The sequence below is a fragment of the Telluria sp. B2 genome, assembly GCF_051789535.1.
Classification (GTDB): Bacteria; Pseudomonadota; Gammaproteobacteria; order Burkholderiales; family Burkholderiaceae_D; genus Telluria.
Genome location: NZ_CP196525.1, coordinates 705,350 through 730,939, shown reverse-complemented (window position 1 = coordinate 730,939; position 25,590 = coordinate 705,350). Strand labels below are relative to the sequence as shown.

At 65.0% G+C, this 25,590-nt stretch carries 24 protein-coding genes; 15 read left to right on the top strand and 9 right to left on the bottom strand.

What is annotated here, in order from left to right; translation table 11 throughout:
- The first annotated feature begins 135 nt into the window (after window positions 1-135).
- Window positions 136-837 (top strand): flagellar brake protein, encoded by a 702-nt coding sequence (locus ACSUZJ_RS03305; RefSeq protein WP_499413298.1) that lies wholly within the window; start codon window positions 136-138, stop codon window positions 835-837.
- Between the two features lie 124 nt (window positions 838-961).
- On the opposite strand, the gene ACSUZJ_RS03300 is transcribed toward ACSUZJ_RS03305, so the two are convergent.
- The 7 genes from ACSUZJ_RS03300 to recA form a co-directional block, all read right to left on the bottom strand.
- Window positions 962-1,510 (bottom strand): pilin, encoded by a 549-nt coding sequence (locus tag ACSUZJ_RS03300; protein ID WP_499413296.1) that lies wholly within the window; start codon window positions 1,508-1,510, stop codon window positions 962-964.
- A gap of 371 nt (window positions 1,511-1,881) precedes the next feature.
- Complete coding sequence (gene sucD / locus ACSUZJ_RS03295; RefSeq protein ID WP_313705001.1) at window positions 1,882-2,763, bottom strand: succinate--CoA ligase subunit alpha; 882 nt, start codon at window positions 2,761-2,763, stop codon at window positions 1,882-1,884.
- Window positions 2,764-2,780: 17 nt separating this feature from the next.
- Complete coding sequence (gene sucC, locus ACSUZJ_RS03290) at window positions 2,781-3,950, bottom strand: ADP-forming succinate--CoA ligase subunit beta (protein WP_499413294.1); 1,170 nt, start codon at window positions 3,948-3,950, stop codon at window positions 2,781-2,783.
- Window positions 3,951-4,012: 62 nt separating this feature from the next.
- The gene (locus tag ACSUZJ_RS03285; RefSeq protein WP_499413292.1) at window positions 4,013-4,573 is read right to left on the bottom strand and encodes a DUF2889 domain-containing protein; all 561 of its coding nucleotides are present in this window, start codon (window positions 4,571-4,573) and stop codon (window positions 4,013-4,015) included.
- A 246-nt stretch (window positions 4,574-4,819) separates the two neighbouring features.
- The gene (locus tag ACSUZJ_RS03280) at window positions 4,820-5,179 is read right to left on the bottom strand and encodes a hypothetical protein (RefSeq protein ID WP_499413290.1); all 360 of its coding nucleotides are present in this window, start codon (window positions 5,177-5,179) and stop codon (window positions 4,820-4,822) included.
- 256 nt (window positions 5,180-5,435) lie between these two features.
- A complete protein-coding gene (gene recX, locus ACSUZJ_RS03275) occupies window positions 5,436-5,894 on the bottom strand; it encodes a recombination regulator RecX (protein WP_499413288.1) in 459 nt (152 codons plus the stop codon).
- Between the two features lie 47 nt (window positions 5,895-5,941).
- Window positions 5,942-7,018, bottom strand: coding sequence for a recombinase RecA (recA, locus tag ACSUZJ_RS03270; protein WP_499413286.1), 1,077 nt, complete (start codon window positions 7,016-7,018; stop codon window positions 5,942-5,944).
- A 355-nt stretch (window positions 7,019-7,373) separates the two neighbouring features.
- Between recA and ACSUZJ_RS03265 the strand changes: the two genes are divergently transcribed.
- The 7 genes from ACSUZJ_RS03265 to ACSUZJ_RS03235 all read left to right on the top strand — a co-directional run bounded on the left by ACSUZJ_RS03265 (window position 7,374) and on the right by ACSUZJ_RS03235 (window position 17,638).
- Window positions 7,374-8,096, top strand: coding sequence for a response regulator (locus ACSUZJ_RS03265; RefSeq protein ID WP_499413284.1), 723 nt, complete (start codon window positions 7,374-7,376; stop codon window positions 8,094-8,096).
- Window positions 8,093-9,649, top strand: a complete 1,557-nt coding sequence (locus ACSUZJ_RS03260) for a sensor histidine kinase (RefSeq protein ID WP_499413282.1) — start codon at window positions 8,093-8,095, stop codon at window positions 9,647-9,649. Before ACSUZJ_RS03265 ends, ACSUZJ_RS03260 begins: the two co-directional genes overlap by 4 nt.
- On the top strand, window positions 9,639-9,953 hold the full coding sequence (locus ACSUZJ_RS03255; protein WP_499413280.1) for a DUF4212 domain-containing protein: 315 nt from the start codon (window positions 9,639-9,641) through the stop codon (window positions 9,951-9,953). The genes ACSUZJ_RS03260 and ACSUZJ_RS03255 overlap by 11 nt, the downstream gene beginning before the upstream one ends.
- Window positions 9,950-11,998 carry a sodium:solute symporter family protein gene (locus ACSUZJ_RS03250; protein WP_499413278.1) on the top strand — a complete coding sequence of 683 codons (2,049 nt, stop codon included), beginning with the start codon at window positions 9,950-9,952 and terminating at the stop codon, window positions 11,996-11,998. Before ACSUZJ_RS03255 ends, ACSUZJ_RS03250 begins: the two co-directional genes overlap by 4 nt.
- A 54-nt stretch (window positions 11,999-12,052) precedes the next feature.
- On the top strand, window positions 12,053-13,279 hold the full coding sequence (locus tag ACSUZJ_RS03245; RefSeq protein ID WP_499413276.1) for a 6-phosphofructokinase: 1,227 nt from the start codon (window positions 12,053-12,055) through the stop codon (window positions 13,277-13,279).
- A 136-nt stretch (window positions 13,280-13,415) separates the two neighbouring features.
- Window positions 13,416-15,449: an alpha/beta hydrolase family protein gene (locus ACSUZJ_RS03240; protein WP_499413274.1), complete on the top strand. Its 2,034-nt coding sequence runs from the start codon at window positions 13,416-13,418 to the stop codon at window positions 15,447-15,449.
- Between the two features lie 158 nt (window positions 15,450-15,607).
- Window positions 15,608-17,638 carry a S9 family peptidase gene (locus ACSUZJ_RS03235; protein WP_499413272.1) on the top strand — a complete coding sequence of 677 codons (2,031 nt, stop codon included), beginning with the start codon at window positions 15,608-15,610 and terminating at the stop codon, window positions 17,636-17,638.
- Window positions 17,639-17,717: 79 nt separating this feature from the next.
- Here the strand turns inward: ACSUZJ_RS03235 and purM are convergent, their stop codons facing one another.
- On the bottom strand, window positions 17,718-18,761 hold the full coding sequence (gene purM / locus ACSUZJ_RS03230; RefSeq protein WP_499413270.1) for a phosphoribosylformylglycinamidine cyclo-ligase: 1,044 nt from the start codon (window positions 18,759-18,761) through the stop codon (window positions 17,718-17,720).
- 413 nt (window positions 18,762-19,174) lie between these two features.
- Here purM and hda point away from each other — a divergent pair, with 413 nt between their 5' ends.
- The 7 genes from hda (at window position 19,175) to thpR (ending at window position 24,224) form a co-directional block, all read left to right on the top strand.
- Window positions 19,175-19,858, top strand: a complete 684-nt coding sequence (gene hda / locus ACSUZJ_RS03225; RefSeq protein WP_499413268.1) for a DnaA regulatory inactivator Hda — start codon at window positions 19,175-19,177, stop codon at window positions 19,856-19,858.
- Window positions 19,855-20,529 carry an HAD family hydrolase gene (locus tag ACSUZJ_RS03220; protein WP_499413266.1) on the top strand — a complete coding sequence of 225 codons (675 nt, stop codon included), beginning with the start codon at window positions 19,855-19,857 and terminating at the stop codon, window positions 20,527-20,529. Before hda ends, ACSUZJ_RS03220 begins: the two co-directional genes overlap by 4 nt.
- Window positions 20,522-21,934 carry a polynucleotide adenylyltransferase PcnB gene (pcnB, locus tag ACSUZJ_RS03215; RefSeq protein ID WP_499413264.1) on the top strand — a complete coding sequence of 471 codons (1,413 nt, stop codon included), beginning with the start codon at window positions 20,522-20,524 and terminating at the stop codon, window positions 21,932-21,934. Before ACSUZJ_RS03220 ends, pcnB begins: the two co-directional genes overlap by 8 nt.
- The gene (folK, locus tag ACSUZJ_RS03210; RefSeq protein WP_499413262.1) at window positions 21,931-22,404 is read left to right on the top strand and encodes a 2-amino-4-hydroxy-6-hydroxymethyldihydropteridine diphosphokinase; all 474 of its coding nucleotides are present in this window, start codon (window positions 21,931-21,933) and stop codon (window positions 22,402-22,404) included. Before pcnB ends, folK begins: the two co-directional genes overlap by 4 nt.
- Window position 22,405: 1 nt before the next feature.
- Window positions 22,406-22,753 carry a DMT family protein gene (locus ACSUZJ_RS03205; RefSeq protein WP_499413260.1) on the top strand — a complete coding sequence of 116 codons (348 nt, stop codon included), beginning with the start codon at window positions 22,406-22,408 and terminating at the stop codon, window positions 22,751-22,753.
- Between the two features lie 81 nt (window positions 22,754-22,834).
- Entirely contained in the window at window positions 22,835-23,692 is an 858-nt protein-coding gene (gene panB, locus ACSUZJ_RS03200; protein WP_499413258.1) for a 3-methyl-2-oxobutanoate hydroxymethyltransferase, read from the top strand.
- Between the two features lie 16 nt (window positions 23,693-23,708).
- Complete coding sequence (gene thpR, locus ACSUZJ_RS03195) at window positions 23,709-24,224, top strand: RNA 2',3'-cyclic phosphodiesterase (RefSeq protein ID WP_499413256.1); 516 nt, start codon at window positions 23,709-23,711, stop codon at window positions 24,222-24,224.
- On the opposite strand, the gene ACSUZJ_RS03190 is transcribed toward thpR, so the two are convergent.
- Window positions 24,221-25,558: a glutamine synthetase family protein gene (locus tag ACSUZJ_RS03190; protein ID WP_499413254.1), complete on the bottom strand. Its 1,338-nt coding sequence runs from the start codon at window positions 25,556-25,558 to the stop codon at window positions 24,221-24,223. The genes thpR and ACSUZJ_RS03190 overlap by 4 nt on opposite strands.
- Window positions 25,559-25,590: the final 32 nt, after the last annotated feature.

Below are 25,590 nucleotides of genomic sequence, written 5' to 3'. Positions count from 1 at the left end.
TCCGCCTTCCGGCAAAGCCCGCTGACCAGCGGGCTTTTTTGTTGCGTGTGTCAATAGATGGTTTATCTTTAAGCACTACGACTGGCATCATTTCCACCATTGCTGGCCAGAGGGTCAGTTATCCGGAAGACCACCATGCATGTCGGCCAGGCACACGAACTGAAACCCGATGAATACGATTTCGAGACCATGAACCTGCAGGTCGGCACCCGCCTGCAGTTCATCACGCACCGCCGCGTCAAGCCGGTCCAGCATTTCTCGAGCCTGATCGGTTACGTGAAGGACGACTACATCATCCTCAAGGTCCCGATGGAAAACGGCGCGCCGATCGCGCTGACCGAGGGCGAACGCCTGACGATCCGCGTGTTCTCGGGCGTGAAGGTGTGCTCGTTCGCCTGCACCGTCGAGCGGGTGTTCGCGCGGCCGTTGTTCTATGTGCACGTTTCCTTCCCGAGGTCGGTGCAAGGCACCAGCCTGCGCGCGGCGATGCGGGTCAAGGTGGATTTGCCGGCCCGGCTGGCCGCCGGCGGTGACGCTGGCCAGGCCTGCAACATCGTCAACCTGTCGGTGACGGGTGCGCTGGTCGAATCGACACGCCGCCTGCCGCAGGACGACGACGCGCTCACGCTGCAGTTCGTCCTGAAGGCGCCGCCGGATGACCAGGAAGTGCAGGTCAGCGCGCGGGCCTCGATCCGCAACGTCAACGTGGTGCAGACGGGGGATGCCGAGGTGTTCACCTATGGCGTGCAGTTCCTCGAGCTCGATCCGGTGCATTACACGCTGCTGCAGAACATGACGTATGAGGCGTTGTTGGCGGATCGGCAGAAGATCGTCTGAGGTTTGATACCTGCCGGGCGGTGTTGCGGTTTCAGCTGGGCCGGAAAACAAAAAAAGACCGCCGAGGCGGTCTTTTTTGTTGGGCTGGTCCTGCGGCCAACCCGTGTTACTAGCGATGCCTGGATTAGCCTGCGCCGCCTTCGCCGCCTGCGCCGCCTTCGCCACCTGCGCCGCCTTCGCCACCTTCGCCACCTGCGCCGCCTTCAGCATCGCCGCCAAGGCCAACTTGCGAGCAGCCGGTCGGCAGGAATTTTTCATCGGTGAAACCGGTGGCGACGCAGCTGTACGCGCCTGCGGTCGAGCGGTGCAGGGCGATGGTCGCGCCGGCGCCCAGACGGCCCGGGGTGCGGATGGTGCAGGTCATTACAGCGCCACCTTCGTCCGGCGGAGCGACGACTGCGATTTCCTCGCAGTTACCGGTGTTCTCAGCCAGGCCCGAAGCGGTCGTGTAGGCTTCCGGCGTGGTGGTCTTGCCTTCGACAACGGCCATTTCGTAGCCGGTCTTGCCGCCGCTGATATCGGCGTAGGCAGCAGCTGCCTTCGACTTGGCGATGTAGTCCTGGTAGGCCGGGATGGCGACAGCGGCCAGGATGCCGATGATCGCAACGACGATCATCAGTTCGATCAGGGTGAAGCCGGCTTGGGCTTTCTTGACGATTTTCATCGATTTCATGGTGGTTCTCTCCAGGTCAGGTAGTTGGTTGGTGCTGCGTTTGGTTGGTACTGCGTTTGGTTGGTGCTGCAATGTTTGGTGCCACGCTTCATCTATTGCAAACGCCGTGCCAGCTAATTTCCTAATGGAATCGTTATTTTCTTTGAAATAAATGCGACGTTTTACGGCAGAGCTTGCTTAATGAGTGACAAATTTTGTCAGCACATGCGCAATTTCTGTCGAGCAACGCACCATGACGCAAAAATTGTCATCTCGTTCCTGCCGGCCCGGCCGCCGGGATGATGCCGTACCAGCCTCGACAAGCGCATGCGCTCGCGCAAACAAAAAGGGGAGCCCGCAGGCTCCCCTCTTCAAGACAGAATCGTCCGGGATTACAGCATGGCCTTCAGCAGGCGCGCCATTTCCGACGGGTTCTTGGTGGTCTTGATGCCGCACTCTTCCATGATGTCCAGCTTGGCTTGTGCGGTGTCGTCGCCGCCCGAGATCAGCGCGCCGGCGTGGCCCATGCGCTTGCCCGGAGGCGCGGTGACGCCAGCGATGAAGCCGACGACCGGCTTCTTCATGTTGTCCTTGATCCAGCGCGCTGCGTTGGCTTCGTCAGGACCGCCGATCTCGCCGATCATGATGACTGCGTCGGTGTCCGGATCGTCGTTGAACATCTTCATCACGTCGATGTGCTTCAAACCGTTGATCGGGTCGCCGCCGATGCCGACTGCCGACGACTGGCCCAGGCCCAGCGCGGTCAGCTGACCGACTGCTTCATAGGTCAGGGTGCCCGAGCGCGAAACGACGCCGATGCGGCCCTTCTTGTGGATGTGGCCCGGCATGATGCCGATCTTGATTTCGTCCGGGGTGATCAGGCCTGGGCAGTTCGGGCCCAGCAGCAGGGTCTTGGAGCCGGCCTTGGCCATGCGGTCCTTGATTTCCATCATGTCACGGACCGGGATGCCTTCGGTGATGCAGATCGCCAGTTCCAGTTCGGCTTCGACAGCTTCCCAGATGGCGGCGGCTGCGCCTGCCGGCGGAACGTAGATGACCGAGACGGTTGCGCCGGTTTCGGATTTCGCTTCCTTGACCGATGCGTAGATCGGAATGCCTTCGAAGTCTTCGCCGGCTTTCTTCGGGTTCACGCCTGCGACGAAGGCTTCACGGCCGTTCGCGTAGTCGCGGCACATACGGGTATGGAACTGACCGGTCTTGCCGGTGATACCCTGGGTGATAACTTTTGTATCTTTGTTGATCAGGATCGACATTTGTTTATTCCTTCGAATTAGGCTTTACCAGCGGCAGCGGCGACAACAGCCTTGGCTGCATCTTCCATCGTATCGGCCGAGATGATCGGCAGGCCGGAGTCGGCCAGCATCTTCTTGCCCAGGTCTTCGTTGGTGCCCTTCATGCGCACGACCAGCGGCACTTGCAGCGACACGGCCTTCGACGCGGTGATCACGCCTTCGGCGATCACGTCGCAGCGCATGATGCCGCCGAAGATGTTGACCAGGATGGCTTTCAGGCCCGGGTTCTTCAGCATGATCTTGAAGGCTTCGGTGACCTTCTCGGCGGTTGCACCGCCGCCGACGTCCAGGAAGTTGGCAGGCTCGCCGCCGAACAGCTTGATGGTGTCCATGGTGGCCATGGCCAGGCCGGCGCCGTTCACCAGGCAGCCGATATTGCCGTCCAGCGAGATGTAGGCCAGGTCGAACTTCGATGCTTCGACTTCGGCCGGATCTTCTTCGTCCAGGTCGCGGTAGGCGACGATTTCCGGGTGACGGAACAGGGCGTTCGAGTCGAAGTTGAACTTCGCGTCCAGGGCGATGACCTTGCCCGAACCGGTCAGGATCAGCGGGTTGATTTCAGCCAGCGAAGCGTCGGTTTCCCAGTATGCCTTGTACAGGCCTTGCAGGTTGGCGCGCGCGTCGGCGATCGAGCCTTCCGGTACGCCGATCTTGGCGGCGATGTCGTCGGCTTGCGCGTCGGTCAGGCCGATGGCCGGATCGATGGCGATCGAGTGGATCTTTTCCGGGTTCGAGTGCGCGACTTCCTCGATGTCCATGCCGCCTTCCGACGAGGCCATCAGGACGACCTTCTGGGTAACGCGGTCGGTGACCAGCGAAACGTACAGTTCTTTCTTGATGTCGGCGCCTTCTTCGATCAGCAGGCGGCGCACCTTCTGGCCTTCCGGACCGGTCTGGTGGGTCACGAGCTGCATGCCCATGATCTGGTCGGCGTATTCCTTGACCTGTTCCAGCGACTTGGCAACCTTCACGCCGCCGCCTTTGCCGCGGCCGCCAGCATGGATCTGGGCCTTGACGACCCAGACCGGGCCGCCCAGCTCTTCAGCTGCCTTGACGGCCTCTTCCACCGACATGCACGGAATGCCGCGCGGTACCGTCACCCCGAACTTTCGGAGGATTTCTTTGCCCTGATACTCATGGATTTTCATGCTGGCTTCCCTTCTTCTGTTACTGATATGGATAGTTAATTAGAAAACTTCGACATCGGAGTTTAACCCGGTACGGCCTTGATCGCCCAACGAGGGTAATACCGTGCCACGGCAGGACCGTCGGCGCGCAGCGCGTGGCAACGGTCGATCTCGTAAGGACGCTCAGCGTCGCCTTGGGCAACATTGCGCGTCTCGAACGCATCATCGGCGAAGGCCTGGATTGCCGCGGTGGGCAGGACCTGCGCCAGTTCAGTCAAATGGGTGCAGCCGAGCACGCCCGAGAGGCGGTCTTTCAGGTGCAGCCGGAAATGCTTGGCGAGCGACAGCCCGACCAGCTTCTTGTAAGCCGGGCCGATGGTGTCGCAATAGCCGGGATACGGCACCGAGTCGGACGCCGCTTCGGCGTCGACGATCTCGAGGTCGCGATTGATGGTGATGCGCAGGCTCAGGTCGTGCACCGGGGTGCCGGCCGGACGCGTGCCGGAAGCGAGCGGGATGTCCTGTGCCTTGATGTCGCGGATGCGCGCGTCGAGGTCCCACAGGCCATCGTCGCGCGCGTACGCTTCGACGGTAATGGCGCGCGTGTGCCGGAGCTGGCGCGGAGCGGGAGAAGACAAAGGCATAAAAACGGTGCCGATAGGGCGGCGGTAAATGTATGCAGCCGGTGTGCTGATGCACGTTGCCGCAGCTTCTGCGGCAACAACCGCTCATGCGGCGCTGCTTAAACCGTGAAAGTTTAGCACAGGCCGATAGCGGTTGCACTGCAACATGACCCATTGATCATATTGGAAGGCGGGAAATCGTAAAAAGATGGCAAGCCTATCAATATTGTCCAGGCAGGCGTGGGAGGTCTGCCGCGAGGGGCGAAGTCAGGAAACGTCGTTCCTGAAGAAGCAGTGGAGACCTTCTCCGTCGAGGCATATCTGGGCGTCGCTGTCGATGGTCGCGGACCAGGTCCCCTCGCCCGCCTCGGGCTCGATGCCGCGCCAGACGATGCCGGAAAACGAAACAGACAAGGCCGGGCCACTGGCCTCGCGCCAGGAGCCGCGGATCTCGTCGGTATTGCGGCCCGGGCCGCTGGTTTGCAGGACGTAGTCGCCGCCGGCACGCACGTCGAGGACGATGGACATGTCGGCGGTGCTGAGAATATAGACGCCGGTGGGGGTGCTGGGCGCCTGGGCGCAGCCGATGAGGCCGCAAGCCAGTCCTAGTGCGAGCAACGCTTTCATGTTGTCCCTTCTCGATCGCTCGGGGTGGTGCGGCAGGCGCCCGGACTGGAGGGCGTTTCTGTCGCTGTACGTACAAACGCCAGCGCGCAGCGCCATTCGTCGTTGAGGAATATGCGAGGCATATCGGCGAATGGCGCTCCGCGCTGGCGCCTGGGGCGGCTGACAAAACCTGCATGGCAGCCTTGCATTGTCTCGCCGTCGCTGTGTACGGGCTTCGACAATGCGCTTGCTTTGACGCTCGGGCAGACGCCCTACATCAAAAGTCGTCGTCGTCCGGAGCGCCCTTGAGCGCCTCGCGCACGGCGCGTTGGGAAAAGCCGCGCGCCATCAGGAAGCGCATCTGCTTCGCGCGTTCGTGCGCATCCTGCGCAACGGTGCCGAACTTGCGGCGCCAGACTTCGACGGCGCGCGCTGTTTCGCTCTCGGCCAGTTCGGACTTGAGCTCGGCGAGCGCCTCGCCGTTCACGCCGTGGCTCTGCAGTTCGGCCACGACGCGGCTGTTGCCGTAGCGGGAAGCTTTTCGGTGAATCAGCGATTCGGCGAAACGCTCCTGCGACAGCCAGTTGTTCTTTTCGAGGAAATCGAGGAGGGCTTCGACGTCGTCGCCCTCCTCGGCATGACGCGCCAGCTTGCGCGAAAGCTCGAGCCGGCTGTGCTCCCTCATGGAGAGGAAGCGCAGGGCCCGGGCCTTCAGGCTCAAGGGTGGCGCGGGCATGGTGCTGCTATCAGAACAGTCAAAGCGCAGTCAAAGCACGCTCAAGCTTATTCCGAAACGGCCTTCAGCTTCGGCGTGTCGTCGCCGTCGGCGGCGACCGGCGGCAGTTCGCGCACACCCAGCGCCGCGCGGACCTTGTTCTCGATCTCGCGCGCCAGTGCTGGACGGTCCTTCAGGAACTGACGGGCGTTGTCCTTGCCCTGGCCAATGCGTTCGCCGTTGTAGCTGTACCAGGAACCCGACTTCTCGACGATCTTGTTGTCGGCGCCCAGGTCCAGGATTTCGCCTTCGCGCGAGGTGCCTTCTCCGTACAGGATGTCGAAGTGGGCTTCCTTGAACGGCGGCGCAATCTTGTTCTTGACGACCTTGACCTTGGTTTCGTTACCGATCACCTCGTCGCCGGACTTGATCGAGCCGGTACGGCGGATGTCCATGCGCACCGAGGCGTAGAACTTCAGCGCGTTACCGCCGGTCGTGGTTTCCGGGCTGCCGAACATCACGCCGATCTTCATACGGATCTGGTTGATGAAGATGACCAGCGTGTTGGTACGGTTGATCGAGCCGGTGAGCTTGCGCAGCGCCTGCGACATCAGGCGGGCTTGCAGGCCCGGCAGCGAGTCTCCCATGTCGCCTTCGATCTCGGCGCGCGGGGTCAGTGCCGCCACCGAGTCGATGACCACGAGGTCGACCGAACCCGAACGCACCAGGGCGTCGGTGATTTCCAGTGCCTGCTCGCCGGTATCGGGCTGCGAGATCAGCAGCTCGTCGAGCTTGATGCCCAGCTTTTGCGCATAGGTGACGTCGAGTGCGTGCTCGGCGTCGATGAATGCGCAGGTGCCGCCGAGCTTTTGCATCTGGGCGATGGTCTGCAGGGTCAGCGTGGTCTTGCCCGACGATTCCGGACCGTAGATTTCCACGATACGGCCGCGCGGCAGGCCGCCGACGCCGAGCGCGATGTCCAGGCCCAGCGAGCCGGTGGACACGGTTTGCACTTCCTCGACCGGTGCGCTGGTGTCCATGCGCATGACGGAGCCCTTGCCGAACTGCTTTTCGATTTGCGCGAGGGCGGCAGCCAGCGCCTTGCCTTTTTCGGAGGCATTTACTGCGGATTTTTTGTCGTCCATAATTTTCTTTCAGTCTTGGAGGTAACCAAGGTGTGGGCGCCATCGCGCGTTTCAATACCTAGTACTGTATAAAAATCCAGTGGTTTTGGCAAGCGCAATCTAGGGAAGTACTGATTTATTCGTGACGGCGGCCTTGGCCTGGAGAAAAAACGTCCTGCTGCGTTGCAAATCCTCGCCATACCACGCGGTATGGCTGCGGTTTGCGCCTTGCCGGCCGCTTTTTTCCATGGCCAATCCCATCCGTCAGAATAAATCAGTGCTTCCCGGCCCCGCGGTTTGAGAAAGCTCGCATTGTTGCGCTAAATCAAACACAATGAAGGCAGCAGCGAGGTTTAATCGAAAAACAGGGTGAAACATGCGAATTCTACTAGCCGAAGATGATAGCGTACTCGCGGACGGGCTGACGCGCTCGCTGCGCCAGTCCGGCTATGCGATCGACTGCGTGCGCAACGGCGCCGACGCCGATACCGCCCTTTCCACCCAGGAGTTCGACCTCCTGATCTTGGACCTCGGTTTGCCCAAGATGTCCGGTCTCGAAGTGCTGCGCCGCCTGCGCGCGCGCTCTTCCCTGCTGCCGGTGCTGATCCTGACCGCAGCCGATTCCGTCGAGCAGCGCGTCGAAGGGCTGGACCTCGGCGCCGACGACTACATGGCCAAGCCCTTCGCGCTGTCCGAGCTCGAAGCGCGGGTGCGCGCGCTGACCCGGCGCGGCGCCGGCGGCGGCCCGGCCGTGATCCGCCACGGCCCGCTGTCCTACGACCAGGTCGGGCGCAGCGCCTATATCAACGAGCAGATGCTCGACCTGTCGGCGCGTGAACTGGGCCTGCTCGAGATCCTGCTGGCACGCACCGGACGCCTGGTGTCGAAGGAGCAACTGGTCGACCACCTGTGCGAATGGGGAGAAGAGGTGTCGAACAACGCCATCGAGGTCTACGTGCACAGGCTGCGCAAAAAGATCGAGGTCGGCGGCGTGCGCATCGCCACCGTGCGCGGGCTCGGCTACTGCCTCGAAAAATTCTCCGACGCTTCCCGTGCCGGCGCCGGCGCAAGCTCCGAACAGGCCTCCGAACACAAGTGAACGACCGCGACGCCGGCCTCGCGCCGCCCGACAGCGACCTGCCCGCTGCCGTGCCCGAGCCGCTGTACGTCCCGCCGAATCCCGAGCCCGAAGAAAGCATCCAGCATTCGCTGTTCGGCGAAATCCTCGACTGGATGCTGGCGCCGCTCCTGCTGCTGTGGCCGATGAGCATCGCCATCACTTACCTGGTGGCGAAATCGATCGCCAACCAGCCTTTCGACCATGCCCTGGAAGACCGGGTCACGGTGCTGGCCCAGCAGGTGCGCGAAGTCGACGGCGCGATCGCCACGCGCCTGCCCGGCAGCGCGCGCGACATCCTGCGTGCCGACGACGTCGACAGCGTGTATTTCCAGGTGATCGACGCGCGCGGCCTGCACGTCGACGGCGACCGCGAGCTGCCGCGCCCGCGCGAGGAGGAGAGCGACAGGGATGGCGCCGTGCACTTTCGTAACGACGCCGTGCACGGCACGCCGGTGCGCGTGGCCTACCTCTACGTCAACCTCGATCCCCTGCATATCGCCGACGCCGCGACGCCGCCCGATCCGCCGCCTCCGCGCAAGGTCCTGGTGCAGGTCGCCGAGACCCTGGAAAAGCGCGCCCTGCTGGCCAACGAAATCATCAAGGGCGTGATCCTGCCCCAGTTCATCATCCTGCCGGTGATCCTGGCCCTGGTCTGGTTCGCGCTCTCGCGCGGCCTTTCGCCCCTGGCCGAGCTGCAGGAAAGAATCCGCGCGCGCTCCTCGGACGACCTCTCGCCCATCGACTCGCGCCAGGTGCCGGAAGAAATCTCGCCGCTGGTCGGCTCGCTCAACGAAATGCTTGGGCGCCTGGCCCAGACCATCGACATGCAGAAGCGTTTCATTGCCGACGCCGCGCACCAGATGAAGACGCCGCTCGCGGGCATGCGCATGCAGTCCGAACTCGCCCTGCGCCAGGTCGATCCGGACGAGATCCACCGCTCGCTGGAACAATTGGCCAAGAGCTCGGAATCGGCGACGCGCCTGGTGAACCAGTTGCTGGCCCTGGCGCGCGCGGAGAACCAGCCGCACGCCGGCCTGGCCTTCGAGGAACTGGAACTCGGGGCCCTGGCGCGCGCCGTGGTGCAGGACTGGGTGCAGGCCTCGTTCACCCACGACATCGACCTCGGCTACGAGCCGCACGACGAGCCGGTCATCATCGCCGGCAACGCCATGATGCTGCGCGAGCTGCTGTCGAACCTGATCGACAACGCCCTGCGCTACACGCCGGCCGGCGGCAGCGTCACGGTGCGCGTGCGGCGCGACGGCGAACACGCCCTGCTCGAAGTCGAGGACACCGGCCCGGGCATCGCACCCGCCGAGCGCGCCCACGTGTTCGAGCGCTTCTACCGCATCCTCGGCTCGAGCGCCACCGGCAGCGGCCTGGGCCTGGCGATCGTGCGCGAGATCGCCCAGCAGCACGGCGCCGAAGTGGACATCTTCAACAATCCGCGTAGCCACTCGAAGAAATATCCGGGCAGCCTGTTCCGCCTGACCTTCCCGCCACCTGACACCGAACCCATCGATGCCGACTGACCCCACCTCCACGCCCGACTCCGACGTCCGGCGCCAGCGCCAGTTGCTGGCTGCCCGCGCCTTTCACTGGCGCCGGACGCGCCGCCTGACCGCCGTCCTGCTGGTGCTGTGGGTCGCCACCGGCTTTTGCACGGTGTTCTTTGCACGCGAGCTGGCGCGCATCACCGTGTTCGGCTGGCCATTGTCGTTCTACATGGCGGCGCAGGGAGCCGCCCTGGTCTGCCTGGCCATGATCGGCTTCTACGCCTGGCGCATGCGCCGCCTCGACGCGGCCTATGCGCGGGCGCTGGAGGAAACCGCGTGAGCGGCAACAAGCGCTATTTCCGCCGCCTGTCCGGCTACTACGCCTGGTTCTGCGCCTGCTTCGCCGGCTTCCTGCTGGCGCTGACGATGCTCGAGAAAGAGGGCATGCCGCGCCTGTGGATCGGCCACCTGTTCATGTTCGCCACCATCGCGCTGTACGCCACCATCGGCGTGGTCAGCCGCACCTCGAACGTCACCGAATACTATGTCGCGGGACGGCGCGTGCCAGCCCTGTTCAACGGCATGGCCACCGCCGCCGACTGGATCTCGGCGGCCAGCTTCATCAGCCTGGCGGGCGGGCTCTATTTATATGGCTTCGACGCGCTGGCCTACATCATGGGCTGGACCGGCGGCTATTGCCTGGTCGCGCTGCTGATCGCCCCGTATTTGCGCAAGTTCGCCCAGTACACGATTCCCGATTTCCTGGCGGCGCGCTACGCCGGCGGTGCGGGCGGGCGCGGCGGGCCGGTGCGGGCGATCGCCGTCGGCGCCACCATCATGGCCTCCTTCATCTACGTGGTGGCCCAGATCTACGCGGTGGGCCTGATCGCCTCGCGCTTCACCGGCGTCGATTTCTCGGTCGGCATCTTCCTTGGCCTCGCCAGCATCCTGGTCTGCTCCTTCCTGGGCGGCATGCGCGGCATCACCTGGACCCAGGTGGCGCAGTACATCATCATCCTGGTGGCCTTCCTGATCCCGACCATGTGGCTGTCGGCCAAGCACGCCGACAATCCCCTGCCGCAGGTTGCCTATGGTTCGGTGCTGCCGAAACTGGCCCAGCGTGAAGCCCAGCTGGCGCACGACCCGCGCGAAGCCGAAGTGCGCGAGCGCTTCCGGCGCGAAGCCGGGGAGTACGGCGCCCGGCTGGCGGCGCTGCCGGCATCCTGGGAACAGGGACGCCTGGAAGCCCAGCGCCAGCTCGACGCGGCGCGCCTGCGCAACGCCTCGCTGGCCGACGTGCGCAACGCCGAACGGGCGCTGGCGGCCTACCCGAAGACGCCGGAAGACGCGGAAGGCCTGTGGCGCGAGCAGCGCGCCCGCCTGCTGGCGCGGGCCAGGCCGCCGCAGCCGCACGCGGCGCCCTTCCCCGGCGCCACCGAGGCCGAATCGAACGCGCGTCGCAACAATTTCCTCGCCCTGGTGTTCTGCCTGATGTTCGGCACCGCCGCCCTGCCCCACATCCTGATGCGTTCCTACACCACGCCCTCGGTGCACGAGGCGCGGGTGTCGGTGTTCTGGACCCTGTTCTTCATCCTGCTGATCTACCTGAGCATCCCGGCGCTGGCGGTGCTGGCGAAATACGATATCTACACGAGCCTGGTCGGGAGCGACTTCCGTTCGCTGCCGACCTGGATTTCCTACTGGGCCAACGTCGACAAGGTCAATCCCCTGATCAGCGTGAGCGACATCAATGGCGATGGCCTGGTGCAACTGGCCGAGATCGCCATCGACGGCGACGTGCTGGTGCTGGCGACTCCTGAAATCGGCGGCCTGCCCTATGTCATTTCCGGCCTGGTCGCGGCCGGCGGTCTGGCGGCGGCGCTGTCCACCGCCGACGGCCTGCTGCTGGCGATCTCGAATGCGCTCTCGCACGACGTCTACTACAAGCTGGTCGATCCCGGCGCCTCGACCCAGAAGCGGGTGACGATCTCGAAGCTGCTCCTGCTGGCCGTGGCTTTCATCGCCGCCTACGCCGCCTCGCAGAAACCGGCCGACATCCTGTCGCTGGTCGGCGCCGCCTTTTCGCTGGCGGCCTCGACCCTGTTCCCGGCGCTGGTGCTGGGCGTGTTCTGGAAACGCGCCAACCAGGCCGGGGCGATCGCGGGCATGATCGCCGGCTTCCTGACCTGTCTCTACTATATGTTGCGCACCAATCCGGCCCTGGGCGGTCGGATGGATGCGGCCTGGTTCGATATCGCGTCCATGTCTGCCGGCATCTTCGGGGTACCCGCGGGAATCGCGGCCGTGGTGCTGGTCAGCCTGCTTACCGCGCCGCCCAGCCGCGCGAGCAATGGACTGGTCGACTACATCCGGGCCCCCGAATAGGAGCGCCTCAAGCGTCACACAGGTTTTTTCTGCAGTCCCACGAAAGGAGTGCGTATGTCGTCAGGGAAAATTCTTGTTGCACAGGGAGGCGGGCCGACCGCCGTCATCAACCAGTCGATGGTCGGGGTGGCGCTCGAGGCACGCCGCTTCCCGGGCGTGACCCGGGTCTACGGCGCCCTGCACGGGGTGCGCGGCATCGTCGACGAGGAGTTCCTCGACCTCACCCAGGAAACCAGCCACAACCTGGAGCTGGTGGCCGCCACGCCCTCCTCCTGCCTGGGCTCGACCCGCGACAAGCCCGACATCGCCTACTGCCGGCGCATCTTCGAGGTGCTGCGCGCGCACGAGATCGAACACTTCTTCTACATCGGCGGCAACGATTCGGCCGACACCGTGCGCATCGTCAGCGAGCAGGCGCGCCAGGCCGGCTATCCGCTGCGCAGCATCCACATCCCGAAGACCATCGACAACGACCTGGTCGGCAGCGACCACACACCCGGTTTCCCTTCGGCGGCGCGCTTCGTGGCCCAGGCCTTTGCCGGCGCCAACCTCGACAACGCGGCGCTGCCCGGCGTCTACGTCGGCGTGGTGATGGGGCGTCACGCGGGCTTCCTCACCGCCGCCTCCGCACTCGGCAAGAAGTTCCCCGATGATGGCCCCCACCTGATCTACGTGCCCGAGCGCACCTTCGAGCTGGCGCGCTTCCTCGACGACGTCAAAGCCATGCATGAACGGCACGGGCGCTGCGTGATCGCGGTCTCGGAAGGCATCCACGACGCCTCGGGCGAACCGGTTGCCACCCTGCTGGCGAAGGAGGTCGAACGCGATGCCCACGGCAACGTCCAGCTCTCGGGCACCGGCGCGCTGGCCGACCTGCTGTGCGACGAGATCCGTACAAAGCTCGGCATCAAGCGCGTGCGCGGCGACACCTTCGGCTACCTGCAGCGCTCCTTCATCGGCTGCGTCTCGGACGTCGACCAGCGCGAGGCGCGCGAAGTCGGCGAGAAGGCGGTGCAGTTCGCGTTCTGGGGCGACGCCGACGGTTCGGTGGCGATCCGCCGCACCGGCTTCTATTCCGTCGACTACGAACTGCTGCCCCTGGACTTCGTTGCCGGCAAGACGCGCACGATGGAGGACGAGTTCATCAGCGCCAGCGGCACCGACGTCACCGATGCCTTCCGGCTCTACCTGCGCCCCCTGCTGGGCTCGGGCATGCCGGATGCCTTCCGCCTGCGCGGGGCCAGGGTGGCGAAGGTGCTGCACCGGGAAGGCGGGCGCTAGCGTTTCCTGGCGGCGGAGCGGGTCAGGACAGTCGTGAGAATTGGAGAGCTTTTCCAGGGACTCAGCTGATATTCTTCCGAGCAAAAGTGTTCGCAGCACGGACGCGGACGACGATAACAAACCTGAACGGGAAACCATGCTTTCACCCCCCCTCCTCCGCCAGCTCGGCGTCGCGCTGGCGCTGGCCCTGTGCGCTTGCGCTCCCCTGCACGCCGCACCCGATCCCGCCTTGCCGCCGATCGAGCGTTTCTTCATCAATCCGGTGCTGGCCGACGCCAAGCTCTCGCCCAGTGCGCGCTACCTGGCGGCGATCTCGGGCGCAGCCGGCCGCCGCGACTACCTGGTCGTGATCGACCTGAAAGAGCATACCGCCAAGCTGGTTGCCGGCTATAACAATGTCGACATCCTCGACTTCGAATGGGTCAATGACGGCCGCCTGGTCTTCAATGTGACCGACAGCCAGGTCGGCCCGGGCGGACAGTACCTGGCTGCCGGCCTGTACGCCGTCGATCGCGACGGCGGCAAGCTGCGCCAGTTGGCCAGCCGCCGCGGCGAGGCCGAGGAAACGACAGGCTCGCACATCGCCAGCAGGATGCTGCCATGGCATACCTTCATGCTCGACCAGCGCGGCGCCCAGGATTCCGACACCATCTATGTCGAGAGCCGTGAGTACGATGTCGACAGCCGCAACGGCGAGCTGCGCCACGTGAACCTGTTGCGCCTGAATACCGTGACCGGCGCTTCCCAGGTCGTGCAGCGGCCCGCCGCGGTGAGCAGCTGGATGCTCGACCACAAGGGCGAGCCGCGCCTGGCCAGGGCGTCCGAGAAGGGCCAGGTCACGATCTATTACCGCGACCCGCGCAACAACGACCAGTGGCGCGCGCTGGTGAAATTCAACGCCTACAAGGGCGGCAAGGGCGCCTTCACGCCATTGGGCTTCGGCAGCGACGGCACCCTGTACGCGGTCGCCAATAACGGCCAGGACACCCAGAGCGTGTACACCGTCGACCTGGCGACCGGCCAGCTCAGTGCCGAGCCGCTGGTGGTCACGCCCGGCTACGATTTCTCGGGCGACCTGGTGCTCAGCGGCGACAGGCTGCTGGGCATCCAACTGCAAACCGATGCCGAAACGATCGTCTGGTTCGATCCGGCCATGCAGGAAGTCCAGAAGAAGCTCGACGCGGCCCTGCCCGGCACGATCAACCTGATGTCCTTCCCCTCGGGGAACCATACCGAATGGGCGCTGGTCAGGTCGTACTCGGACACCAGGCCGCTGCGCTACACCCTGTACAACATCAAGACCGGGGCCATCAACCCGGTCGGCGAAGCCTATCCCGGCATCGATCCGAAGCGCATGGGCCGCCAGGATCCGGTGCGCTACAAGGCGCGCGACGGCATGGAGATTCCTGCCCTGCTGACACTGCCGGCTGGCGGCGCAAAAAATGCGCCGATGGTGGTGCTGGTCCACGGCGGCCCCTATGTGCGCGGCAACGAGTGGGGCTGGAATCCGGAAACCCAGTTCCTCGCCTCGCGCGGCTATGCCGTGCTCGAGCCGGACTTCCGCGGCAGCACCGGCTACGGCAGCAGGCACTTCCGCGCCGGCTGGAAGCAATGGGGCCTGGCGATGCAGAACGACATCGCCGACGGCGCGCGCTGGGCCATTGCCCAGGGCTACGCCGATCCGCAGCGCATCTGCATTGCAGGCGCCAGCTACGGCGGCTACGCCACCCTGATGGGCCTGGTCAACGATCCGGACCTGTACAAGTGCGGCATCAACTGGGTGGGCGTCACCGACATCAACCTGCTCTACGACGGGCACTGGAGCTTCACTTCCGACATGACCGAGCAGTGGAAGCAGTACGGCATGCCCGACATGATCGGCGACCAGGTCAAGGATGCAGAGCAGCTGAAGGCGACCTCGCCGATCCAGCAGGCGGCGCGCATCAAGGCGCCGCTGCTGCTCGCCTACGGCGCCGTCGACCGCCGCGTGCCGATGTACCACGGGCGCAAGTTCATGGACGCGATCAAGCCGACCAACCAGCAGGTCGAATGGATCGAATACCAGGACGAGGGCCACGGCTGGCGCCTGCCGGCGAACCGGGTCGACTTCTGGAGCCGGGTCGAGAAGTTTCTCGACAAGCACATCGGCAGCCGGGCGAAAGCAAACTGAGCCAGTCGATCCGATGGCCACAGGCGTCCTGCGGGACGCCTTTTTGCCTGGGGCGCGCGGGACTGCGCGCCTTATTGCAGAGTGACAATTGGAGAGCTTTTTGCCTGTCGCGCACTGTTATGCTCCGGGCCATTCTTTTTCCTGAAAACATCATTCTCATGCGTGTTTCCTCCTCCCTGCCACTGAGCCTGGTACTCGGCGTCCTCCTCTCATGCGCATGCGCCCTGCCGTCGGCTTCCGCGGCGAAGGCATCCAGGCCGCCAGTCGAGGCCTTCTTCGGTAACGCCGAATTCGGCGGCGCCACGCTTTCGCCGAGCGGACGCTATCTTGCCGCGCGCAGCGGCGCACCGGGCAAGCCCATGCGTCTGATGGTGGTCGACTTGCAGGACAACAGCGTCAAAGTCGCCGCCACCTTTGCCGACTCCGATGTCCGCGATTTCCAGTGGGTAAACGACGAACGCCTGGTTTTCGACGTGATGGACAGGAACATCGGCCCCGGCGACATGTACTTTGCGGCCGGCCTGTTCGCGGTGAACCGGGACGGCGAAGGTTTCCTCCAGCTGGCCGCACGTCGAGTGGCCCGTGGCGTGACCAAGAGCAGCACGCTGGCGCAGAAACGCATGCTTCCCTGGAACACCTTCATGCTGCCCCAGCCCGGCAGCCAGGACTCGGAATACATCTACGTGGTTGCGCCTGAATTCGACAACGCGGGACGTGTGGTGAACAATAATCTGCTGCGCCTGAATACCGTGACCGGGCTCTCGCAACTAGTCGACCGTCCCGGCAAGGTCAGCAAGTGGCGACTTGGCCAGGACGGCGAGCCACGCCTGGCGTCGGTGCTCAGGGACGACAGGCTGATCCTGTACTACCGCGCGCCGGGCAGCCAGTCCTGGCGCCAGCTCTACCAGGCCGTGGCCTTCCAGCGCGACGACGCCGCGTTTACGCCGCTTGGTTTTGGCCCGGACGGCCTGCTGTATGTGGAGGCCAACAACGGCAACGATACCAGCGCGCTCTACACGGTCGACACCGCCACCGGCAAGCTCAGCCCGGCACCGGTCCTGAACGCGCCCGGTTACGACTTTCAAGGTAGTTTGGTGGCGAACAAGGACAAGCTGCTGGGCGTGAACCTCCTCACCGATGCTCGCGAAAACGTCTGGTTCGATGCCGGCATGAAGGCCGTGCAAGCAAAGATCGACCAGCAACTGCCGAACACCATCAACCTGATCACGGTAGCGCGCAATCCGCAGGCTGCCCACGTGCTGGTGGAATCGTATTCCGACGTCCAGCCCCCGGTGTTCTGGCTGGCCGACATCAAGACTGGCAAGCTGAACAAGGTCGGCGAATCGCACGCCGCGATCAAGCCGGCCGAGATGAGTGGTCAGCAATTCGTGCGCTACAAGGCGCGCGACGGTCGTGCGATTCCGGCCCTGCTGACGCTGCCGGCAAGCGCCGCCCCGAAGAACCTGCCACTGGTGCTGCTGGTGCATGGCGGGCCCTTCGTGCGCGGCACCGAAATGGGCTGGGAGGCGCAAGCCCAGTTCCTGGCTTCGCGCGGCTATGCGGTGCTTGAGCCCGAGTACCGCGGCAGCACCGGTTACGGCCACGCCCACTTCCGCGCCGGCTGGAAACAATGGGGACTGAGCATGCAGGACGACATCGCCGACGGCGCGCGTTGGGCCATCCAGCAGGGTTATGCCGACGCCGGCCGTATCTGCATTGCCGGCGGCAGCTATGGCGGCTATGCCGCACTGATGGGCGTAGTCAATGACCCTGGCCTGTACCGCTGCGCGATCGACTGGATGGGTGTTACCGACATCAATTTGCTGCATGACGGCCATTGGAGCGCGGTCTCGGACGCCTCGGACGCCTACCTGCAATACGGCTTGCCAGTGCTGGTGGGCGACCAGGCCCGCGACGCGGCCCAGCTCCAGGCCACCTCCCCCATCCAGCAGGCAGCGCGCATCAAGGCGCCGCTGCTGCTGGCCTACGGCGGCGTCGACCATCGCGTGCCGCTCTACCACGGCACCCTGTTCCGCGATGCCGTCAAGAAGCACAACAGCGCGGTCGATTGGGTCGAATACCCGGACGAAGGGCACGGCCTGACGCGGGAAGCGAATCGCATCGATTTCTGGACCCGGGTGGAGAAATTCCTGGACCAGAACATCGGCAGCGGAATGGGAAGCCGTTAACTTCGCCCCTACGGTTTCCGTTCCCGGCAATAAAAGAGGCGCCCCTTGGGGCGCCTCTTTTGCTGAGCTGAGGACCTGCTTACACCACCACGGTCTGCGCCTGGCCTTCCTCACGGGCGCGGATCTCGCCGATGCGGTAGACGGTCTCGCCGGCCGCCTGCAACTGGGCCATGGCGGCGTCGGCGTTGTCCTTGGCCACGATGACGGTCATGCCGATGCCGCAGTTGAACACGCGGTGCATCTCGGCGTCAGCGACGCCGCCGTGCTGCTGCAGCCACTGGAACAGCGGCGGCATGGTCCACGACTTGGCATCGAGGACGGCGGTCAGGTTGTCGGCCAGCACGCGCGGGATGTTCTCGACCAGGCCGCCGCCGGTGATGTGGACCATGCCCTTCAGCTCCATGGACTGCATCAGCGCCAGCAGCGGTTTCACATAGATGCGGGTCGGCGCCATCAGGACGTCGGCCAGCTTGCGGCCGTGGAAGTCGGCCTCCAGGTCCGGCTTGGCAACCGAGATGATCTTGCGCACCAGCGAGTAGCCGTTCGAATGGATGCCCGACGAAGCCAGGCCCAGCACCACGTCGCCGGGGGCGATCTTGCTGCCGTCGATGAGCTGCGACTTTTCCACCGCGCCGACGGCGAAGCCGGCCAGGTCGTACTCGCCGTCCGGGTACATGCCCGGCATCTCGGCGGTTTCGCCGCCCAGCAGGGCGCAGCCGGACTGTTCGCAGCCCTGGGCGATGCCCTTGACCACGGCGGTCGCGGTCGGCACGTCGAGCTTGCCGCAGGCGAAGTAATCGAGGAAGAACAGGGGTTCGGCGCCCTGCACCAGGATGTCGTTGACGCTCATGGCGACCAGGTCGATGCCGACGGTATCGTGGCGGTTCAGCTCGAAAGCCAGCTTGAGCTTGGTGCCGACGCCGTCGGTGCCCGAGACCAGCACAGGCTCCTTGTACTTCTTGCTGATCTCGAACAGGCCGCCGAAACCGCCGATACCGCCGAGCACGCCTTCGCGCATGGTGCGCTTGGCAAAGGGTTTGATCGCTTCGACCAGGGCATCGCCGGCGTCGATATCGACACCCGCGTCGCGGTAAGACAGAGAAACATTAGATGGTTGGCTCATGGTATTTAGCAGCGGAGGCGGTAAAATAGAAGGCGTAGACCTGTTTCTGGTCAATTCGCTATTCTAGCAAAACGGCCCGGCCCCAACCCGCTAAACCGAGATAACAACAAAAACATGCCATTCTTTCCGTCAACTGGAGAACAGAAGCCGACGCCTGGTTGGCGCTCCAGTAGGACGCGGGCGATGCCTATTTTGTTCAATGCCGCGTCGACGCAGCCCGTGACCCCGCGTGGACACAGGTGTCCACCCTACAAGACCTCGGGCCGCGTGGGTGCACGCCATGATGCCGCGTGGGCTCGAGAGCCCACCCTACGAAAACCGAAGCCCCACACGGCTTGCCAGAATTCCATTGTCAGCGCAGCAGCTTTTATAATGGCGGATGCGTATGACTATTCCCGTATGAGACGAACGCCATGAAACAGCTGGTGCTCGATTTAGGCGCCGATCCGGCGCAGAGCCTCGATACCTTCCAGGTCGGGGAGAATGCCGAGCTGGCGCACCTGATGCACCAGTTCGCGCAGCGCGCTTCGCGCGAGCATTTTGCCTACCTGTGGGGCGACACCGGCGCCGGCAAGACCCACCTGCTGCAGGGCCTGGCGGCCACGCCCGCCTCGCGCTACATCGCCGCCGACGCGCCCGCCGAAGCTTTCGTGTTCACGCCCGAGGTCACGCTCTACCTGCTGGACGACTGCGACCGCCTGTCGCCCCAGGCCCAGATCGACGCCTTTGCCTTGTTTAATCAAATCCGCGAGCACGGCGCCTACATGGTCTCGACCGGTCCGGTGCCGCCGGCCGTGCTGCCGGTGCGCGAAGACCTGCGCACGCGCATGGGCTGGGGCTTGATCTACCTGATCCACGGCCTGTCCGACGACCAGAAGATCGCGGCGCTCACGCAAGCCGCCGAGGCGCGCGGTTTGACGCTGTCGGCGAGCGTGTTACCCTATTTGCTGTCCCATTTCAAGCGCGACATGCGCTCCCTGTCGACGATGCTGGACGCCCTCGACCAGTATTCGCTCGAGACCCAGCGCCCCGTCACGCTGCCGCTGCTGCGCGACCTGCTGCTTCAGGGAAACCCGCAGTCGGAATCCAAAGAATGAAAAACCTTGCGTTGTTTGACCTCGACCACACCCTGCTGCCGATCGACTCGGATTACGAGTGGGGCCAGTTCCTGGTACGAATCAAGGCTGTCGACGCCGACGAATACAAACGCCGCAACGACGACTTTTTTGCCCAGTACCAGGCGGGCGTGCTCGACCCGGTCGAGTACCTCGAATTTGCCCTCGGCACGCTGGCGCGTTTCCCGCGCCGCGAGCTCGAAGCCATGTACGCGCAGTACATGGCCGAAGTGATCGAGCCGGCGATTCGCCCCGCCGCGCGCGACCTGGTGCAGCGCCACCTGGACGCGGGCGACCTGGTGGCGATCATCACCGCCACCAACCACTACATCACCGCCCCGATCGCCCAGGCTTTCGGCGTCGAGCACCACATCGCCGCCATGCCGGAATATGATGCGGCCGGCAACCTGACCGGGAAACTGGCCGGCACGCCAACTTCCGGGCCGGGCAAGATAACGCACATGCACGCCTGGCTGGAAGGCCTGGGCCGTCCGTTCGCATCCTTCGAGCGCAGCCACTTCTACAGCGATTCGCACAACGACATCCCGCTGCTGTCGGTCGTTTCCGATCCGGTCGCGACCAACCCAAGCACGGCGCTCGCCCAACACGCACACGCCAACGGCTGGCCTTTACTCCATCTCTTCAATGATTAAAAAATTCATCCGTAAAATCCTTGGCGTGAAAGACGGGCGCAATCCCACCGAACCGGTCATCCTCGGCTTCGAACAGCACGGCATCGACCCGAAGCTGGTCTCGCCGAACGCGATCCGGCTGACCCAGACCCTGCAGGAGGCCGGCTTCAAGGCCTTCGTGGTCGGCGGCGCCGTGCGCGACCTGCTGCTGGGCGTGAAGCCGAAAGACTTCGACATCGCCACCGACGCCACGCCGGAGCAAGTGAAAAAACTGTTCCGCCGCGCCTTCATCATCGGCCGCCGCTTCCAGATCGTGCACGTGATGTTCGGCCAGGAACTACTGGAAGTGACGACCTTCCGCGGCGCCGGCAGCGCCAACGCGCCGAAGGACGAGCATGGCCGCGTCCTGCGCGACAATAACTTCGGCCCGCAGCACGAGGACGCAGCGCGCCGCGACTTCACCATCAACGCGATGTACTACGATCCGGCCACCCAGACCGTGCTGGACTACCACGGCGGAATCGAGGACATCCGCGACAAGACCCTGCGCATCATCGGCGTGCCGGAAGCGCGCTACCGCGAAGACCCGGTGCGCATGCTGCGCGTGGTGCGCTTCGCGGCGAAACTCGGCTTCACGATCGAGCCGACCACGCGCGCCCCGATCCCCGTGATGGCGCCGCTGATCGACAACGTGCCGGCCGCGCGCGTGTTCGACGAGATGCTCAAGCTGCTGCTGTCGGGCCACGCCCTGGCCTGCCTGAAGGAACTGCGCTCGGCCGGCCTGCACCACGGCCTGCTGCCGCTGCTCGACGTCGTGCTGGAGCAGCCGATCGGCATGAAGTTCGTGACCCTGGCGCTGGAATCGACCGACGCGCGCGTGAAAGCCGGCAAGGGCGTCTCGCCGGGCTTCCTGTTCGCCTCGCTCCTGTGGCACCAGGTGCTGGAGAAGTGGACCGCCTACCGCGCCGCCGGCGAGGCGCCGATCCCCGCGCTGCACCTGGCCGCCGACGACGTGCTGGAAACGCAGACCGAGAACCTGGCCCTGCAGCGCCGCATCGCCACCGACATGCGCGACATCTGGGCCATGCAGCCGCGCTTCGAGCGCCGCGCCGGCCGCGCGCCGTACAAGCTGCTGGAAAATCCGCGCTTCCGCGCCGGCTTCGACTTCCTGCTGCTGCGCTGCGCCTCGGGCGAACTCGACGCCGAACTCGGCGAATGGTGGAGCGCCTTCTACGAGGCCGAATCGGGCGAACGCGAACGCCTGGTGACGCAGGCGAACGCGCGCCCGTTTGCCGGCGGCGAGAAGAAAAAGCGCGCTCCACGCCGCGGCCCGCGCAAGCACAGCGGCGAAGGCGCAAACACCGATGCCGGTGCGAACGCTCCGGCCGCCGCGGCTGCCGCCGGCTCGGGCCCGGCCGAGGAATGATCGCTTTCGTCGGCATCGGCGCCAACCTGGGCGACGCGCGCGCCAACGTGGCCGATGCCCTGGCGCGCCTGGCCGCCTACCCCGGCTGCCGCCTGGCCGCAAGCTCGGGCTGCTGGCGCACGGCGCCGATCGATTCCTCGGGCGACGACTACATCAATGCCGTGGCCGCCGTCGAGACCGAACTCGACGCCCACGCCCTGCTCGGAGCCCTGATGGCCATCGAACAGGCCCACGGCCGCGAACGCCCCTACCGCAACGCGCCGCGCACGCTCGACCTCGACCTGCTGCTCTACGGTGACGCCGTGATCGACACGCCGACCTTGATCGTGCCGCACCCGCGCATGCACGAGCGCGCCTTCGTGCTGGCGCCGCTGCTGGAAATCGCGCCCGACGCCAACATTCCCGGACGCGGCCGCGCCGCGAGCTTCCTCCCCAATGTGGCCGACCAAGCCATCGAACGTCTCGACTGACATGCAGATTCCTGTTTTCGTCCAGACCGCGGGCCTGCTGGTCCTGTCGAACATCTTCATGACCTTTGCCTGGTACGGGCACCTGAAGACCCTGAACTCGCGCGCCTGGTACATCGCGGCCTTCGTCAGCTGGGGCATTGCGCTGTTCGAGTACCTGCTGCAGGTGCCTGCGAACCGCATCGGCGCCACCCAGTACAGCCTGGCCCAGCTGAAGATCATGCAGGAAGCGATCACCCTGACCGTGTTCGTGCCCTTTGCCATGTTCTACATGAACCAGCCGTTCAAGCTCGACTACGTGTGGGCGGCGCTGTGCCTGGTCGGGGCCGTGTATTTCATTTTCCGCAGCTGACGGACCAAGGCCACTTCGGCAAGATTTTGAGGACGGCATTACACTACGCCGTCGAATTATTTGTTTTTCAAAAGGATGACTATGAGCGCTTATCTGCAGGGCAAGGAAATGACTGGCGGCGATACCCCACCACCATCCAGGCCTGCGCGCAAGCCCATCACCATTCCCGCGCTGCACGCAATGCGCGCGGCCGGCACCAAGATCGGCATGCTGACCTGCTATGACGCCAGCTTCGCGTCCCTGATGGACCGCTGCGAGGTCGACATGCTGCTGGTCGGCGATTCGCTCGGCATGGTCTGCGCCGGCCACTCGTCGACGCTGCCGGTGACCCTGGACGACATGATCTACCACACCGCGTCGGTCGCGCGCGGCAACAAGAATGCGCTGCTGGTCTCCGACCTGCCGTTCGGCACCTACGCCACCAAGGAAATGGCCTTCGAGAGCTCGGCCGCGCTGATGCGCGCCGGCGCCCAGATGGTCAAGATCGAAGGCGGCGCCTGGCTGGCCGAGACCGTCGCTTTCCTGTCCGAGCGCGGCATCCCGGTCTGCGCCCACATCGGCCTGACCCCGCAGTTCGTGCACCAGCTGGGCGGCTTCAAGGTCCAGGGCAAGACCAGCGAGGGCGCCGAGCGCCTGAAGAACGACGCGCTGGCGCTGCAGGCGGCAGGCGCGGCGATCGTGCTGCTGGAAGCCGTGCCGGCGGCCCTGGGCAAGGAAACCACCGAGCTGCTGCAGGTGCCGACCATCGGCATCGGCGCCGGCCCCGACACCTCGGGCCAGGTGCTGGTCATGCACGACATGCTGGGCGTCTTCCCCGGCCACAAGGCGCGCTTCGTGAAGAACTTCATGGAAGGCCAGACCAGCATCGACGCCGCCGTGCGCGCCTACGTCGCCGCGGTCAGGGACGGCAGCTTCCCGGCGCCGGAACACTGCTTCTAAGCTCAAGGAGAATGCGATGGACAGCGTTTCAAGCACCCGCCTGTTCGTCGCCCTCTGGCCGGACCCTGCCATCCGGCACGCGTTGTGCGAACGGCGCGACGCCTGGGACTGGCCGCGCGGCGCCAGTCCCGTCCATCCCGACAAGCTGCACGTGACCCTGCACTTCCTCGGCGGCGTGCCGACCGAACGCGTGCCGGAGCTGCGGCGCGGCCTCGCCCTTCCCTTCACTCCCTTCGAACTCACCTTCGGTCCGCCAAAGCTCTGGCACAACGGCATTGCCGTGCTGGAGCCTGCGAGCGAGCCGCCCGCGCTGCTGGACCTGCATGCCCGCCTGTCGGCCGCCCTGGTCGCGCTCGGCCTGCAGCCGGAAGCGCGCAAGTACCGGCCGCACGTGACCTTCGCCCGGCGCGCGAATGGCGCCCTCGTGCCGCCCGAGGCGGAGCCGCTGGTGTGGAAGATCGACGGCTATGCCCTGGTCGAATCGAAGCCGGGCAATGGCGGCGGCTATACGGTGCTGGAAACCTATTCCTAGACGAGCAGCATCAGGTGCTCGCGCTCCCAGGAACTGATGACGCGGCTGAAGGTGGCGAATTCGAGTTCCTTCACTTCGCAGTAGGCCTGCACGAACAATTCCCCCAGCATCCGAGATAGCGGCGCACAGCCGCGCATGCGCAGGATCGCGTCCTCGAGGTTGCGCGGCAAATCGTCGTGGATGTGTTCCGCGCTGTCGGGCGTCGGCTCCGATGGGTCGATACCCTCGACCATGCCGAGAAAGCCGCAGCTGAGCGTGGCCGCCATGGCCAGGTAGGGATTCACGTCCACGCCCGGCACGCGGTTCTCGACGCGACGGTTCTCGGGCGAGGAATTCGGCACGCGGATGCCGCAGGTGCGGTTGTCGTAGCCCCAGCGCACATTGGTCGGCGCCGACTGGAAGCGCGACAGGCGGCGGTAGGAATTCACGTGCGGGGCGAACATCAATAAAGCCGGCGGCACGTAGCGTTCCAGGCCGCCGATGAAGTGGAAGAACAGTTCGCTTGGCCCGCCATCGTCGGCGGTGAAGATATTCCGCCCGGTCGCCGCGTCGACCACGCTCTGGTGCACGTGCATGGCGCTGCCCGGTTCGGTTTCCATGGGCTTGGCCATGAAGGTGGCAAAAATGCCGTGGCGCAGCGCCGTCTCGCGCACGGCGCGCTTGAACAGGAAGACCCGGTCGGCCAGCTCGAGCGCGTCGCCGTGGGCGAAATTGATTTCCATCTGGCCCGCCCCGGCCTCGTGGATCAGGGTTTCCACGCCCAGCTCATGGGTCTTGCAGAAGCTGGACAACTCCAGGAAGAAGGGATCGAAGTCGTTGACCGCGTCGATCGAATAGGACTGGCGGCCGAGTTCGGTCATTCCGCTGCGGCCCATCGGCGGCATCAGGGGCACGTGCGGGTCGACATTGCGCGCGACGAGGTAGAACTCCATTTCCGGCGCCACCACCGGCTTCCAGCCGCGCTCGGCGTATTGGGCGAGCACACGCCGCAGCACGGCGCGCGGGGCCAGCTCGACCGGGTTGCCGTCGAACTCCTGGCAGTCGTGGATCACCAGCGCCACCGATTCCGCCGCCCAGGGCACGACGCGCAAGGTCGCCTCGTCGGGCACGCAGACCATGTCGGGGTCGGTGGCGCCGACGTAAGGTAAATTGTTCGGCTGCTCGCCGTTGACGGTGTTCAGGAGCACGCTTTTCGGCAGGCGCATGTGCTCGCCGTTCAGGAACAGGTCCTTCGGCAGGATCTTGCCGCGCGCGATGCCGGTCATGTCCGTGATGACGCATTCCACCTCGTGAATCTGGTGTTCCTGCAGAAACGCCCGCATCGCCTCGCTCATCGCCATCCCCGCGCAGCCGGAAGGCGGCCACT

Coding starts and splice junctions, on each gene's coding strand:
- ACSUZJ_RS03305 (WP_499413298.1), top strand. CDS start 136: ATGCATGTCGGCCAGGCACACGAACTGAAACCCGATGAATACGATTTC.
- ACSUZJ_RS03300 (WP_499413296.1), bottom strand. CDS start 1,510: ATGAAATCGATGAAAATCGTCAAGAAAGCCCAAGCCGGCTTCACCCTG.
- sucD (WP_313705001.1), bottom strand. CDS start 2,763: ATGTCGATCCTGATCAACAAAGATACAAAAGTTATCACCCAGGGTATC.
- sucC (WP_499413294.1), bottom strand. CDS start 3,950: ATGAAAATCCATGAGTATCAGGGCAAAGAAATCCTCCGAAAGTTCGGG.
- ACSUZJ_RS03285 (WP_499413292.1), bottom strand. CDS start 4,573: ATGCCTTTGTCTTCTCCCGCTCCGCGCCAGCTCCGGCACACGCGCGCC.
- ACSUZJ_RS03280 (WP_499413290.1), bottom strand. CDS start 5,179: ATGAAAGCGTTGCTCGCACTAGGACTGGCTTGCGGCCTCATCGGCTGC.
- recX (WP_499413288.1), bottom strand. CDS start 5,894: ATGCCCGCGCCACCCTTGAGCCTGAAGGCCCGGGCCCTGCGCTTCCTC.
- recA (WP_499413286.1), bottom strand. CDS start 7,018: ATGGACGACAAAAAATCCGCAGTAAATGCCTCCGAAAAAGGCAAGGCG.
- ACSUZJ_RS03265 (WP_499413284.1), top strand. CDS start 7,374: ATGCGAATTCTACTAGCCGAAGATGATAGCGTACTCGCGGACGGGCTG.
- ACSUZJ_RS03255 (WP_499413280.1), top strand. CDS start 9,639: ATGCCGACTGACCCCACCTCCACGCCCGACTCCGACGTCCGGCGCCAG.
- ACSUZJ_RS03245 (WP_499413276.1), top strand. CDS start 12,053: ATGTCGTCAGGGAAAATTCTTGTTGCACAGGGAGGCGGGCCGACCGCC.
- ACSUZJ_RS03240 (WP_499413274.1), top strand. CDS start 13,416: ATGCTTTCACCCCCCCTCCTCCGCCAGCTCGGCGTCGCGCTGGCGCTG.
- ACSUZJ_RS03235 (WP_499413272.1), top strand. CDS start 15,608: ATGCGTGTTTCCTCCTCCCTGCCACTGAGCCTGGTACTCGGCGTCCTC.
- purM (WP_499413270.1), bottom strand. CDS start 18,761: ATGAGCCAACCATCTAATGTTTCTCTGTCTTACCGCGACGCGGGTGTC.
- hda (WP_499413268.1), top strand. CDS start 19,175: ATGAAACAGCTGGTGCTCGATTTAGGCGCCGATCCGGCGCAGAGCCTC.
- ACSUZJ_RS03220 (WP_499413266.1), top strand. CDS start 19,855: ATGAAAAACCTTGCGTTGTTTGACCTCGACCACACCCTGCTGCCGATC.
- pcnB (WP_499413264.1), top strand. CDS start 20,522: ATGATTAAAAAATTCATCCGTAAAATCCTTGGCGTGAAAGACGGGCGC.
- folK (WP_499413262.1), top strand. CDS start 21,931: ATGATCGCTTTCGTCGGCATCGGCGCCAACCTGGGCGACGCGCGCGCC.
- ACSUZJ_RS03205 (WP_499413260.1), top strand. CDS start 22,406: ATGCAGATTCCTGTTTTCGTCCAGACCGCGGGCCTGCTGGTCCTGTCG.
- panB (WP_499413258.1), top strand. CDS start 22,835: ATGAGCGCTTATCTGCAGGGCAAGGAAATGACTGGCGGCGATACCCCA.
- thpR (WP_499413256.1), top strand. CDS start 23,709: ATGGACAGCGTTTCAAGCACCCGCCTGTTCGTCGCCCTCTGGCCGGAC.
- ACSUZJ_RS03190 (WP_499413254.1), bottom strand. CDS start 25,558: ATGAGCGAGGCGATGCGGGCGTTTCTGCAGGAACACCAGATTCACGAG.